At 45.7% G+C, this 12,853-nt stretch carries 12 protein-coding genes and 1 pseudogene; 8 read left to right on the top strand and 5 right to left on the bottom strand.

Features of this window, described 5'->3' with window-relative positions; all coding sequences use genetic code 11:
* The first annotated feature begins 379 nt into the window (after positions 1-379).
* Positions 380-2,704 carry an ATP-binding protein gene (locus KIK04_RS09795; RefSeq protein WP_232278058.1) on the top strand — a complete coding sequence of 775 codons (2,325 nt, stop codon included), beginning with the start codon at positions 380-382 and terminating at the stop codon, positions 2,702-2,704.
* Positions 2,705-2,803: 99 nt separating this feature from the next.
* On the opposite strand, the gene KIK04_RS09790 is transcribed toward KIK04_RS09795, so the two are convergent.
* Both KIK04_RS09790 and motA read right to left on the bottom strand, forming a co-directional pair.
* The gene (locus tag KIK04_RS09790) at positions 2,804-3,667 is read right to left on the bottom strand and encodes a flagellar motor protein MotB (RefSeq protein WP_232278057.1); all 864 of its coding nucleotides are present in this window, start codon (positions 3,665-3,667) and stop codon (positions 2,804-2,806) included.
* Complete coding sequence (gene motA, locus KIK04_RS09785; protein WP_232278056.1) at positions 3,660-4,451, bottom strand: flagellar motor stator protein MotA; 792 nt, start codon at positions 4,449-4,451, stop codon at positions 3,660-3,662. Before motA ends, KIK04_RS09790 begins: the two co-directional genes overlap by 8 nt.
* Before the next feature lie 330 nt (positions 4,452-4,781).
* On the opposite strand from motA, the gene solA reads away from it, so the two are divergent.
* The 3 genes from solA to KIK04_RS09770 all read left to right on the top strand — a co-directional run bounded on the left by solA (position 4,782) and on the right by KIK04_RS09770 (position 8,041).
* On the top strand, positions 4,782-5,936 hold the full coding sequence (gene solA, locus KIK04_RS09780) for an N-methyl-L-tryptophan oxidase (protein ID WP_232278055.1): 1,155 nt from the start codon (positions 4,782-4,784) through the stop codon (positions 5,934-5,936).
* A gap of 116 nt (positions 5,937-6,052) precedes the next feature.
* Positions 6,053-7,288, top strand: coding sequence for an acyl-CoA dehydrogenase family protein (locus KIK04_RS09775; protein ID WP_232278054.1), 1,236 nt, complete (start codon positions 6,053-6,055; stop codon positions 7,286-7,288).
* A 192-nt stretch (positions 7,289-7,480) separates the two neighbouring features.
* Positions 7,481-8,041 carry a hypothetical protein gene (locus tag KIK04_RS09770; protein WP_232278053.1) on the top strand — a complete coding sequence of 187 codons (561 nt, stop codon included), beginning with the start codon at positions 7,481-7,483 and terminating at the stop codon, positions 8,039-8,041.
* Positions 8,042-8,127: 86 nt separating this feature from the next.
* Here KIK04_RS09770 and KIK04_RS09765 read toward each other — a convergent pair whose 3' ends face one another.
* Positions 8,128-8,886, bottom strand: coding sequence for a MerR family transcriptional regulator (locus tag KIK04_RS09765; RefSeq protein ID WP_232278052.1), 759 nt, complete (start codon positions 8,884-8,886; stop codon positions 8,128-8,130).
* A 105-nt stretch (positions 8,887-8,991) separates the two neighbouring features.
* On the opposite strand from KIK04_RS09765, the gene KIK04_RS09760 reads away from it, so the two are divergent.
* On the top strand, positions 8,992-9,291 hold the full coding sequence (locus KIK04_RS09760; RefSeq protein ID WP_232278051.1) for a hypothetical protein: 300 nt from the start codon (positions 8,992-8,994) through the stop codon (positions 9,289-9,291).
* Positions 9,292-9,419: 128 nt separating this feature from the next.
* On the opposite strand, the gene KIK04_RS09755 is transcribed toward KIK04_RS09760, so the two are convergent.
* Positions 9,420-9,869: a GNAT family N-acetyltransferase gene (locus KIK04_RS09755; RefSeq protein ID WP_232278672.1), complete on the bottom strand. Its 450-nt coding sequence runs from the start codon at positions 9,867-9,869 to the stop codon at positions 9,420-9,422.
* Between the two features lie 261 nt (positions 9,870-10,130).
* On the opposite strand from KIK04_RS09755, the gene KIK04_RS09750 reads away from it, so the two are divergent.
* The gene (locus KIK04_RS09750) at positions 10,131-11,012 is read left to right on the top strand and encodes a sulfurtransferase (protein WP_232278050.1); all 882 of its coding nucleotides are present in this window, start codon (positions 10,131-10,133) and stop codon (positions 11,010-11,012) included.
* A 142-nt stretch (positions 11,013-11,154) separates the two neighbouring features.
* Here the strand turns inward: KIK04_RS09750 and KIK04_RS09745 are convergent, their stop codons facing one another.
* Positions 11,155-11,955 carry a class I adenylate-forming enzyme family protein gene (locus KIK04_RS09745; RefSeq protein WP_232278049.1) on the bottom strand — a complete coding sequence of 267 codons (801 nt, stop codon included), beginning with the start codon at positions 11,953-11,955 and terminating at the stop codon, positions 11,155-11,157.
* Between KIK04_RS09745 and KIK04_RS09740 the strand changes: the two genes are divergently transcribed.
* Both KIK04_RS09740 and KIK04_RS09735 read left to right on the top strand, forming a co-directional pair.
* Positions 11,955-12,152 carry a hypothetical protein gene (locus KIK04_RS09740; RefSeq protein WP_232278048.1) on the top strand — a complete coding sequence of 66 codons (198 nt, stop codon included), beginning with the start codon at positions 11,955-11,957 and terminating at the stop codon, positions 12,150-12,152. The genes KIK04_RS09745 and KIK04_RS09740 overlap by 1 nt on opposite strands.
* 392 nt (positions 12,153-12,544) lie before the next feature.
* Positions 12,545-12,805 (top strand): annotated as a pseudogene (locus tag KIK04_RS09735) (NAD(P)H-dependent oxidoreductase); the annotation flags it as partial.
* Positions 12,806-12,853 lie beyond the last annotated feature (48 nt).

Here is a 12,853-nt window from a genome sequence, read left to right as displayed (position 1 = left end):
AGTTCTCTTTAAGTATACACTAGGCCCAAAAGACGTCCTAGCCCTTGTACCCCGAACATGTATTCGTTGTTAACATGTTGTGTACATTTTTGTGGATAAAACAGAGCTTATCCACAGACTTATGCACATTTTATCCATGACTGTTCACAATATGTGCACAGTGTGTTAATAACTTTAGGTTACTATTCATCTAAAATTGTTTATAATCACGAAATCTTATGTCGATTCATCAAAAAGCATGGACAAATCGACTCGAAGTGAAGTATGATCCTAATTAAAGTGCCATTTTAAACCAAATACTCTGCAGAGGCGTCTTTACTATTATTACCGCTTCTCTTATATCCAAGTTATTTGGACATTCACTTAGCAGAGGTGAGTCATGCGTCTTTCCATTAAAGCGAAACTTTCCATTTTTATCTCCTGTACGGTGCTTCTTGCACTATTAATGCATATGATTGTCAACTACTATACGACGAAGTCTAAGCTTACTGAGGAAATTGAACAACGTATGCGTGTGACTGCGCAACAGATTGACATTTCTGTTAAGCAAGCCCGTCATGCTGCTCAATTGCTGGATGAGCAGTTAGCTGAGAAGCTTTATGTAGCGTCTGTACATATTGCGTCCAAACTTCCACCGGATATTGAAGATGTCAGAGATGGACAATTAACCGAACTGAGCAAGGAGCTTCGAATCTCACATATCTCATTGCTTAGTGAAGTAGACAATGGACAAGACATTGTAGTTAAAAAGTCATCTGACGGTAAGGAAATGGGTCTATCCACAAAGAAGTGGAGTTACTGGTATACTGCTTTTCAGCAGCTCTTAAAGACCGGGCAAGTGACGGTATCGGAAGGGCAAAAGTTTCATAACTTTTGGGCGGGGCCCATCGATAGATCTTCTTCCGATCCTGACTACAACGATAAGTGGGGATATTACTACGATCATAAAAGAAACTATATTATTAATCCTTATCTTCGTAATGAGAGTATTCAGTCGTTTTTTGATACAAAGCGTATTAAAGAACTAACTGAAAAGACGAAAGAGACGCAAGCAAACGTATTGGAGATAACGGCTTTTAATCCGCAGACGATTGGTAAAGGTCCGAAAGTAACGAGGCGTAGTGACGGACAATCTATCATTAGACCTGAGGATAGTGTTATTTTATACGGTAGCCATGAGTACGAACATGCTTTGGACAAGAAGTATGTCCATGAAGCGATGGCAAATGAGAGCGTATTTGTCGAATGCAAGGTTGACGGTGGATACGTGCTCAAAGGATTTTATCGCATGCAAGATAAAAAGCCTTACGTCTTAACGATTGTGATGGATGGGCAAGCTTTAGCGTCCACTCTCCATGATCAGTTAATGCAAAGTATTGCGGTGGGCATTGTGTTGTTGGAGATCGTACTTGTGGGAAGTTACTTGTTAGCAGGTATGTTAATTCGACCGGTGCAAGCTATTGTGCAAAAAGTTAATATGATCTCCGTCGGACATTTTAGTACACGACTAAACGTAGAGCGTAAAGATGAGTTGGGTATATTAGCAGCTCGCATCAATGCAATGGCTCGAAATTTAAATATGTCCACTGATAAAATGCGCACTTTATATGAAGAAAATCGAACGATCAAAGAGCAGCTGGAATCGTTTATTAATCAATCGAATGATGCTATTCATGTCAATGACCTAAGTGGTCGTGTGCAGCGCGTGAATCAGGCATTCGTTGATATGTTTGGTTGGAGCATGGAAGATGTGCTCGATATGCCTTTGTCCAACATACCTGAACAGGTGCTGGAGGAGGAGCTGGAAGCAGAACAATTGTTGCGTTCTGGCCAGAACATAGGCGCAAGGGAAACGCTCCGCTTAACGAGAGATGGTCGACTGCTCGACGTTAGTGTAAGCACGTCACCGATCTATAATGAGCGGGGAGAGTGCGTGGCGTGGGCAAGCATTATTCGGGATATGACGAGTCGCAAACGGATGGAGGAGCTGCTACGTCGTTCTGAGAAGTTGACAACGGTAGGTCAACTTGCTGCGGGCGTTGCGCATGAAATTCGCAACCCGTTAACGACATTACGCGGATTTTTACAATTACAGCAGCAGACAAAGCACCTTAATTCCGGACATGTTAATATGATGCTGTCAGAGTTGGATCGTATTAATCTTATTGTCAGTGAGTTTCTGATTCTGGCGAAGCCACAAGCCGTACGTTTTCAACCGAAAGACGTTCGGATTATTATGGGTGAAGTTATGTCTTTACTCGATAGCCAAGCGCATCTGCTGAACATTGGCTTTGTCAAAAGGTTTAGCGAAGATGTACCGCTTGTCGAATGTGAGGAGAATCAGCTTAAGCAAGTGTTTATCAACGTCATAAAAAATGCGATGGAAGCTATTTCAGACGGGGGTAAAGTTGAATTAAGCATCGACTCCAGTGATGAGGGCAACGTTATTATTGTCATCGAGGATAATGGGATTGGTATTCCGCAAGACCATTTATCTCGCTTAGGAGATCCATTCTTTACGAATAAAGAGAAGGGAACCGGTTTGGGGTTGATGGTAAGCCAACGTATTATTCATAACCATAAGGGGACGTTCGACATTATGAGTGAAGAGGATTGTGGAACTTCAGTGACGATCAGGCTACCAGCTATCGACAATTCGCAGGCCAGATCACGGGATCTAGTCGTCATAAACAAAATGAAGTAGAAAGAATAGGTTGTCCTTCGATTCATCTACACAAACGAAAGGAAGCTTCAAGCGGAAGCCATCTATGGCCTGCGATTGAAGCTTCCTCTTTTGTTTATGTTACGGCGTTGGCGATTCTAGCTTGGCACTGCCACTGCCTTGTACTGCGCGAGGGAGGCTGCTGCCTTGCCCTGGAGCGTTCTTGTCTGTGTACTTCCGAAGGATCGAGACTTCAACACGACGGTTCTTCGAACGTCCCTCATCGGTCTTATTCTCGGCAATCGGATGGTACTCACCCATCCCAACCGCTTTGAATAGCTTAGGGTGAATTTCTGAGCGTTCGAGTACAATCTTCATAAAGCTAAGCGCTCGTGCCGAACTCAAATCCCAGTTCGATGCAAAGCGGCTATTGGAAATCGGACGATCATCCGTATGGCCCGTTACTACGACCTCATAGCCCGGGTAGTTCTTCAACATCGATCCAATGGTAACCGCCAGTTGCTTCGCATCGTTCTTCAAGTCAGCTTTCCCTGAATCAAACAGGGCACTGTCGTTAATTGTAATCTTCAACTCAGAGTGATTGAGCTTCGTATTCAATTGATCAGCTAAGCCGTTGCTCTTAATATATTCATCCAACTTGCGTTGCAACTGCTCCAGCTTCTGCTGTTCAAGTTGCGCTTGACGCATGTGCTGCTCTCTTTCCTTTTGCGGGGAATCGGAGCGGTGATCTTTGCTTTCGTCCATCTGTTCTACTTTTTGACCACCCGTACGAATGACGGACGTCTGATCTAAAATATTAACCCCACCCGTGTTGAGTGCGACACTAAAGGCTTGACTCATTTCCTCGAACTTCTTCTTATCCACCGCCTGCATGGAGTATAGCACGATGAAGAGGGCGAGCAGCAGCGTAAGAATATCAGCATACGGAATGAGCCACGATTCATCAATGTGCTCTTCATGGTGCTGCTTGCGCTTTTTACTCACTGCGTACCTCCTCCTCAGTTCCCATTTCAGCGCGTTCTTTTGGTGTTAAGAAGACAGAAAGTTTTTGATTGATAGCAATCGTAGAAACGCCGGATTGAATGGACAACAGTCCTTCAACCATCATCATGCGAATGAGAATCTCACTCTGCGACAAACGTTTCAGTTTATTTGCAATAGGATGCCATAATACGTACCCTGAGAAAATACCCAATAATGTAGCTACGAAGGCAGCAGCGATTGCTGAAGCAAGTGCGTTCATGTCGGACATTTGCGATAGTGCCGCAATTAGACCGATAACCGCTCCTAGTACACCTAGGGTAGGCGCATATGTACCTGCTTGAGTAAAAATAAGAGCCCCTGCACGGTGGCGATCTTCTGTCGCATGAATGTCTTCCATTAACACGTCACGTACAAAGTCCTGATCGTTACCGTCAATGATCATCCGCATTCCGTTGCGCAAAAAATCATCATCAATATCGTCAATGCGCGTCTCCAACGCCAGCAATCCTTCGCGGCGTGTAATTGTCGCCCACTCCATAAACAATTTGATTAGTTGTACACGGTCTACTAGTTCTTGCTGTTTGAATGTCATGCCAATCAATGTCGGGAATTTCTTCAGCTCTCTCATCGGGAATGCAATGAAGAGCGCGGCTGCTGTACCAACAAAAATAATTAGATATGCAGCCGGATTAATAAGGTTGGATAATGCTGCGCCCTTAAAATACATCCCGAGGGTGACAGATATTAATGCAAGCACTAATCCGATTAAAGTCGATTTCTCCATCTTTCCATTTACACCTCATCCATGAGTATAATGGTGCTTCCTGCGTCCTGCATTCGACGATTTGTAGCGGAATGCACGAATCATTAATGCAATACCTTTTTTATCGGCAAAATGGGCTTCATTTTTTAGTGAAAATTGCAATGTGATTGGTGAATGTGCTGTATGTTCATTCCGTTGACAAAGTGTGGAAGTTGCCCTAAAATATCGCTAATGTTAACTAATTAGATCGGAATAGTGTATTATATAAGACTTTGCTCTCTTCTGGCTGTGAGTGTTGTCAATCGCTATGCGCCTCAATAAGTTACAACCATACGTAAAAAGGAGCTTGTCATGGACATTAAATATGATGTCATTGTCATCGGAGCGGGTTCATTTGGAGCAAGTGCAGGTGCGCATTTAGCTCGTGCAGGAGCGAAGGTATTGCTGCTTGATGCTTACTACCCGCCACACGAACGGGGGAGCCATCATGGTGCTACCCGTATATTTCGAGCGGGCTATACGATGGGGTCAGCTTATGTGGAGCTGGCGAAGCTTGCGCGTGAACGGTGGTTAGAGTTGGAGCGGGATGCCGAGCAGATACTGGGAGGCTATTGTCAGGGGAGTCTGTTCCTGCCTACAGGAACGATTAGCATCGGTGCACGTAATAATGATGCGTTAGCGAAGAAGGAAGCGGGCTGCCTTCAACATGAAATTCCGTATCAGCGCTGGGATCAGTATGAAACGGAGCGTCTATATCCCGTCCTAAGCTTGCCCAAGGACAGTGAAGTGCTGTTCGAGCCTTGGGGTGGGGTGCTATTGAGCGAGCAAATTATTAAGGCATATATCCAACTCGCTATTCGTGCGGGAGCTCAATTTCTGCCTTATCACCCGGTGCAGCAAATAAACAGCAGCCGGAGTGGGGTACAAATTGTGAGCGGCAATAAGCGATTCGAGGCAGGGCGTGTACTTGTAACAGCGGGTGTGTATTTGCCGCAGCTACTGCCTGCGCTACAGCTACCGATACAAGCAGCTCGTCGCGTATTTGCTTGGTACGAGGATCAGAAAGGGCTGCACGATGCGGCGCAGTTTCCGTCATTTATTGTGCATGAACATGAAGGATCAGAGTATTATGGTATACCTTCGTTGCAAGGCTCAGGCTTGAAGGTAGGGCATCATCAACGCGGTCAGTCATGGGGGTTGGATCAGCCTGTAGCGCCTTTTGGTACTTATCCGAGTGATGAAGGGGAGTTGCATGCTTTCGTGAAGCGGATGTTCCCGAGGGTAGGGGAATGTAGTGGTGGAGCAGCTTGTTTGTACGAATTAACGCCAAATGAGCATTTTATGATTGATCGTCATCCGACAGAAGAGCGAATATGGTTTGCAGGTGGCGGCTCAGGCCATGGATTCAAATTCGCTAGTGCGATTGGGCCCCTGTTAGGCGAATGGTTACTGCAAGGTACGCCTCCTAAGCAATTGAGGCCGTTTCATTTAGCTGCTGCCTTGTAGGTTGATGAATGGCATAGAATCAATGGAAAGTGATCAGACAATGGAATGGCACAGAGACTCATAGTGTAGACCGAACGTAGAATAAGCCAGGTGAGAGTAAGGAGCGTGGTTGGGCTATGTACGCAAACGAGAATCGTAGGGCGGATAGGACGTCACTGTCATCTTCACATGTCACGGATTATTGTGCAAAGGCGGCTGCGGGGCTACAGCAAATTGAACGGATTGCCCAAGTGATGAAGAAAGATGCGAAAGCATTAGATGAGCAGCATGGCTTGCCGCTACATCATGTGGAGGCGCTGCGTGAAATGGGCTACCCCTCATGGACGGTGCCGACTGCATACGGAGGCCAAGGCATGCCGCTACCGACCTGGCTTGCGGCTCAGGAGAGGCTAGCCCGCGCTAACCCTGCGGTAGCCCTTGGCATGGGCTGGCATGGCGGCATCGTGTATGACTTGGCGCTGAAGCAGCTGTGGCCGGAGACTGCGATGGCGCACGTATGCCAACGTATCGTTCGCGATGGCGCGCTCATTAATCGCGCAGCTATGGAAGTTGGCGGTGGCAGCCCATCGCGTGGCGGCAAGCCGCGAACAACAGCGCAACGGTTGCCGGAAGGTGGCTACCGCATAACGGGACGCAAAACGTTTACGACCTTTGCGCCGATGTTAGAGTGGTTCATCGTGACCGCTTCCATTGAAGGCACAGAAGAAGTGGCCGAATTTCTCGTTCCGCATCATGCTGAACGAGTGCTTGTGGAATGGACGTGGGACATGATCGGGATGCGCGGCACAGCAAGCCATGACATCGTGCTAGAGGGGGCGATGGTGTCTGAGGAGGCGAAACTATACACGTATAGTCAAGAGGATTACCGTAAGCCCAATCCCTATTTGCTTCACATCCCAGCCTGTTACTTAGGGATTGGTGGAGCTGCTCAGGAAGAAGCAATTAAGTTTGCACTCTCCTATGCACCACCGTCGCTGAACGGCTCAGTCATACATGCTCCCCATGTGCAACAGCTTCTTGGTGAAATCGAACTTGAATTAACAGTAGCTCGCCATCTGTTATATCGTGTGGCAGAGGAGTGGGAGGCAAACGGGCTTGATATGCCGTCCAGTAAATTTGCCGATATTGCAGCAGTTAAGACGCATGTCGTGCAAGCAGCGTTGTCTACGGTAGATAAGGCCATGCGGATCGTGGGCGCTCATGGTCTACGTATGGATCATCCCTTGCAAATGATGTACCGTGATGTACGTTTTGGCTTGCATAATCCGCCGATGGAAAATACCGCGATCTCTATGCTAGCTCAGCGCTCTATTGAATATGTTCAACACGGCAACAGCCAATCTGTGGATTGAAAAATATTTTTTATCGGGAGAGCGCTCAGCGACTCCCTTTTGTTCTGCGCTAAAACGATGTGAATTGTGAAAATTAAAATAAAAAATAAATTAATATTACATTTCTTATAACTTTTTGCAGAACATTTCGTTTCTTTACAACGTCTGTTACTATATAGGTGCATAATTACATTTCGTGTGGAGGTGAGAGAAATGATGTTTCGGAGTCAGAAGGCTCTATTGATGGCGCTTGTTGTGGTAGCATTAGGCGGGTGTAGTCCTGCAAAAGAGACGGTGGAGTCAGAAGTGGTCAAATCTTCTCGCTCTTCTAATCACAACGAAACAGACACAGCAAAGATAGGTGCAGACAGAGCGGGAGAGGGAGTTGAAAAATTTAAAGTCAATAGCCCAACAGACATAAAGCAAAACGATGGAGTGAGTGCTGACGAGGTCGTAATTAAAATTGATCAGGATGCGCCAACGCTCAATCATATGTTTTGGTTTTCGATAGAGAAGCTGCCCAAAGGGTTCGTGCTAAGTGAAATGGAATGGAAAAGTGATATGCTATCTGTGCGCAATACATATGAAATCGCTCGTGAAAATGGCGCGACAGGCGAAGCACCAGGGTTTTTCATCAGCGGGGACGGACGGACGATGGGCTTTGATTATAATGAGGAAATGAAAGGTGAGCAAGGTACATTTACGCTTACATTTGAGAGTGACAAAGAAAAATCTATAGTGCTCGTATGGGATGAGCAATTAACACTGAAATAACGAGTAGGCGGGGAAACAGCGACAAGCTGATGAGCATGACGATGAGATTTGTCGAGTTCCCCGCTAATGATTCTTCATGAATACTTTTACATAGATGCAGCTGGCTCTGGAACTGGATTTTGCTGCTCCCACACTTCAAGAGCTTGTTCAATAAATGCAATAAGCTCTGGCTCAAAGGGGTACAAGTTCATGTGGTTCGCCCGTTCTTGGTCTCTACGTACTTCCCAAAATTTCTTCATTAGTTCTTCATCGCCTTGGAACAACGCGTCAGACATCTCAATAAATGTATCCATGATAGCCTGAACCTCTGGATGATCGGGCTTAAGATGTTGGATTTGCTTAATGTCCTGTACCACGCGTATCCATTTCTGATCGTCCATCGTAGGTAAATTTTGTTTAAGTATTTGTTGTTCATGGTTATTAAAGTAGCTGTCAACCAGTGATTGTCGTTCCTCAGCTGTGATGGAAGACATTTTGAACAATTGCAACAAGATCTCCCAATTCAGTTCTCCCTCGATGACAATCGTTTGCTGGAGCGCGATAAGCCCTTTTTTCATCATTTCTAACTTGCTCTGCTGCAATTCAATCGATTGGAGTTGGTTGGAAATCGTGTGGGACCAATCGTTGTCGCTACTTTTCATGATTTCTTGAATTTCTTTTAGTTTAAATCCTAACTGCTTAAGAACTTGAATTTGTTGAAGCTTAAATACATCCTTTTGGGTGTAAAGACGGTGCTGACTTTCGGTGCGGATTGATGGGGTAAGCAGCCCGATCTCATCGTAATAATGCAAAGTTCGAATCGAATATGTAGAAAATTTGGCGACTTCACCGATCGTAAGTTCCATATGTGCAAACGCTCCTTCTTTGAAGTTGGTTCAAGAACTTGGAAATAATTTGCCTCAATATGATACAATAAAACAACAATATTGGATAGGGAGCGAGCGGCATTCATGGCTATTTCGTTTGGCAGACCTTACAAACTTATTTTAGATGAGTTAGCAGCAGCGGTTGGTCGTATCCCTGATGGATATACAAGCTTTGATATGACGGCTGAAGAGTGGGAAGAGCTTGGTGAGTCTGGGCGCGGTGAAGTACTGGAAGCTCTGGCTGATGATTTGTTCTACGGTTTAGGACAAGAGCGTCTCGTGTTTGTTGGAAGTGGGAGCGTTCAATACGATCCACAGTTTCATGTAATTGAGATTGTAGTTGAAAGCGATACGGTTGCTACTGTACAGCTACACGAGTCTTAATGAGGAGATGGATTGGAATGTGAGAACGGCATGTATGGCAGCACTCACATTCCGCATTTCCTTTTTTGTAATTTGCATTTTGTAATTTGTAATCCTCACAATAGGTAAACATTAAACGATAAACATCCTCATTTTTGAAAAACCATGCAGTGAAACGTTCCGGTTCCACACGGTGTAGGGCGCTCATACGTATCGGTTATACCAAAACCTACTTTTTCATATACGTGTGTTGCACGTTCATTCCAAGTTAGTACTTCTAAATCAATTTCATTCGTAGGTGTACGGCGGATCGCCTCTTCAACGATGGTGCGCACGAATTCGGCGCCGTTGCCTTTATTTTTTAGATCGGGCCGCATTCCGAGTCCAAGACGAGTGACACCAAGCATCGGGAAAAATTGGGCAAAGCCGACTAGTTGTCCAGCCTCATCGCGTACCGATACATATTGTTGTTGGCGCAGCATAGGGTCTCCGAACTCTTCGCCTTCTGCTTGCATGTCCTCCCATGGGGAGAAGTTATATAAGTCGTAAGGCGGCTCATATTTCCAAGTGCAGATAGTAGCGGCATCTTGTTCGCTCATGGCGGTAATGGAGTAGACAGGGAAAGTTATCGTTGTAGCGGGAGCGATGTTTACGGCATCAGTCGCTTTATTTTGAGTGTTATCGTTTGAGCTAGACATATTCATATTCTCCTTTGTTCGTTGTTATGCTGGCGGGTGATTTAAAGAATAGTGTAATAGCAAGTGATCACACATTTTTATTATGTCATTATTGTCCATTCAAGGACAAGTTGATTATCTTCTGATTCTTTTTAATCTTTTGAAAAAGTGGAGGGGTAATGAATGGCGCAGCGTACATGGATTATCGGGATGGAAGAAGTAAAGGAACTTATTTTGAATCGCGAAAATGATTTCGTGCTTGCGGATTGCCGCTTTTGGCTAGGGGAGCCAGCGCGTGGGCAGCAGGCGTTCGAAGAGGGGCATATTGAGGGGGCGGTCTATTTTGATCTAGACCGCGATTTGTCGTCATCTCGTGCGGAGCATGGCGGTCGGCATCCGCTGCCGCAGCCGGAAGCGCTGGCAGTGACGCTTGGCGAGCGCGGTATTGGCCGTGACACGACGGTCATCGCATATGATGACCAAGGGGGCGCCATGGCAAGCCGCCTATGGTGGCTGCTGCAATATATGGGCCATGATGGAGAAGTGTACATCATGGATGGTGGGTTTAGTGAGTGGGCGCAGCTTGGGTATCCTGTGACGGCGGAGCAGACGGTGGTTCAGGTGCGGGTGCGGCGATATGAGCCGCAGATTCGGGAGGAACTGGTCGTACATATGGATGAGGTACGGGAAAGCTTGGGTCGTGAGGGCGTTGTCCTCATTGATTCGCGTGAGAAGCCGCGTTATTTGGGTGAGATGGAGCCGATCGATCCGGTAGCGGGGCATATCCCAGGCGCTAAAAATGAGTTTTGGCGCAATGGGTTTGACGATAGTGGGCGCTGGTTCGCGCCTGAGGCACAGGCGGAGCGTTGGCGGGCGGTGCTAGATGGCACAGGGCTTAAGTCGGAGGGGCAGGACATTATTGTGTACTGCGGCTCCGGGGTGACGGCTTGCCCGAATGTGCTTGCATTGTGGCAAGCAGGCTATACGGATGCAAAGCTATATGCGGGTAGCTGGAGCGATTGGGTGTCGTATAAGGAGAACCCGGTGGCGACGGGCGAAGAGTAATTTGGGCATTAGACTTGGTAGTAGTAAGTAAATAAAAAACACATCGCCACAAGCGTTAAATGCTTTGGGCGATGTGCTTTTACATTGGTGTGGCATGTGTGCGCCATGGGCAAGTCTTCATTCACCTCGGAATCAACCAAAATCAGTTGATCAATCGTGTTTTTCCCTGCCAAAATTGTTTTCTAATTGTGGCTTTGTCCAACTTTCCAACAGATGTTCTAGCAAGGTCAGTTACAATCTCTAGGCGGGTAGGAATCTTATAAGCGGCTATTTGTTGAAGGCAAAACTGTTCCAGCTCACTAAGGGTGAGTGTTGAATCTATTTTCAGGATGACTATAGCAGTTACTTCTTCGCCTTCGTCTGGCAGAGGTGTTCCAATTACAGCTACCTCGTGAATTGGAGGGTGTTGACTTAATATTTCTTCAACTTGAGCACAATAAACATTTGAACCGTTTACGATGATCATGTCCTTTTTTCGATCCAAGAGATATAAATAGCCGTCTTCATCAAATTTCCCTATATCCCCGGTGTAAAGCCAACCATTGCGAATAGCTTTTTCCGTTTCCTCAGCATTGTTCCAGTATCCAAGCATCATCTGTTCGCCTCTGTAAATAATTTCGCCTGTATCTCCTTGTTTGACTTCATGACCTGATTCATCAACGATACGTACTTCAAAAGGTGTCTGGCCCCACTGTGCAATGTCGGATGGATTTCCAACGGATAAAAGGCGATGCAACTTTCCATCCATATAACATTGGTTTATCGATAAGAAACTGATGAATTGTCCGCTTTCGGTCTGTGAGTATACTTCTTTCAATTGAGCATTTGGAAAAATGTCACGTGCTTTATGAAATGTATTCGCATTAATCGGGGCACCCCCCAGTAGGAGTGCCTTCAGCTTGTCGAGAAACCTCTGTTTGTTAGGACGAGGGTTTCTCTTCATTGAGAAAACGGCAAGCAGCTTCGCACTTATCGGTTGATAGTCAGTTGATCCCTTGTACCCTAACCGTAGGTGGTCAGCTGATTCACGGTGCCTCCTCTCCTAACGGTCGCCACAGTTGTTATTTCAGCGAATATGAGCCCATTCAACATGTAACGGTTATGATGGCGCTTATTACGATGAAAACAGCTGGATGTTGAATGAATTTGGAGAAATAAGCTCACCTATAAACGTTAGAAATCAAAACGAGGTAAATCTGGTGATATAGCCACTGTGGCAACCGTTAAGAACTGATTTGGCTTTATCGACAGCCTGAAAGCAGTCCCTCAGTAGGAATGCCTTTTGATGTTGGTTCAGATCCCTTGATAGTGACAGAATCACCTATCTGCACAAAAACACTTTGGATTGAAGCACATCCAAAGCCCTGCTAATGTCCTCCGGCTTAATATTTCTAGTCAATTCATGTGTCACTCCATGCACGGAAGCCGAGAAGGCCATAATTTTTTGGAAAAGGACCTCTTTTTTCATAGGGCGAACCTCTTACTGAAACGATAACAAACTAATTATCAAATGATAAGTAATGGGGGAAACAATGAAGGTCTTAACCATATACACGCATCCGAATCATAAGAGCTTAAGTCATGCATTTTTGCAAAAAGTGATCGAAGGGAGCAGCCGGAACGCACATATTACAGATATTTAGGTACTTAATCTGTACGGAGAAGAATTTGATCTGGTTCTGGTGCTTAATGAACATAAACGCAGAAGGGATATGCACATCGATCCTAAGCTAAAGAAGTATCGTGATCAGATTTTTTGGGCTGATAAAATGGTGTTTGTGTACCCGATATGGTGAGGGAGGCCTCCCGCGATGCTGTAAATGAGTAGTTGAAGGCGGTCA

The organism is Paenibacillus sp. 481, from assembly GCF_021223605.1.
Lineage (GTDB): Bacteria > Bacillota > Bacilli > Paenibacillales > Paenibacillaceae > Paenibacillus_B.
This window is presented reverse-complemented; position numbering and strand designations above follow the sequence as displayed.

Excerpts from the sequence above, each read along its gene's own strand:
- KIK04_RS09765 (WP_232278052.1), bottom strand. The coding sequence starts at position 8,886 with ATGGAACTTACGATCGGTGAAGTCGCCAAATTTTCTACATATTCGATT.
- solA (WP_232278055.1), top strand. The coding sequence starts at position 4,782 with ATGGACATTAAATATGATGTCATTGTCATCGGAGCGGGTTCATTTGGA.
- KIK04_RS09770 (WP_232278053.1), top strand. The coding sequence starts at position 7,481 with ATGATGTTTCGGAGTCAGAAGGCTCTATTGATGGCGCTTGTTGTGGTA.
- KIK04_RS09745 (WP_232278049.1), bottom strand. The coding sequence starts at position 11,955 with ATGAAGAGAAACCCTCGTCCTAACAAACAGAGGTTTCTCGACAAGCTG.
- KIK04_RS09755 (WP_232278672.1), bottom strand. The coding sequence starts at position 9,869 with ATGAGCGAACAAGATGCCGCTACTATCTGCACTTGGAAATATGAGCCG.
- KIK04_RS09760 (WP_232278051.1), top strand. The coding sequence starts at position 8,992 with ATGGCTATTTCGTTTGGCAGACCTTACAAACTTATTTTAGATGAGTTA.
- KIK04_RS09750 (WP_232278050.1), top strand. The coding sequence starts at position 10,131 with ATGGCGCAGCGTACATGGATTATCGGGATGGAAGAAGTAAAGGAACTT.
- KIK04_RS09795 (WP_232278058.1), top strand. The coding sequence starts at position 380 with ATGCGTCTTTCCATTAAAGCGAAACTTTCCATTTTTATCTCCTGTACG.
- KIK04_RS09775 (WP_232278054.1), top strand. The coding sequence starts at position 6,053 with ATGTACGCAAACGAGAATCGTAGGGCGGATAGGACGTCACTGTCATCT.
- motA (WP_232278056.1), bottom strand. The coding sequence starts at position 4,451 with ATGGAGAAATCGACTTTAATCGGATTAGTGCTTGCATTAATATCTGTC.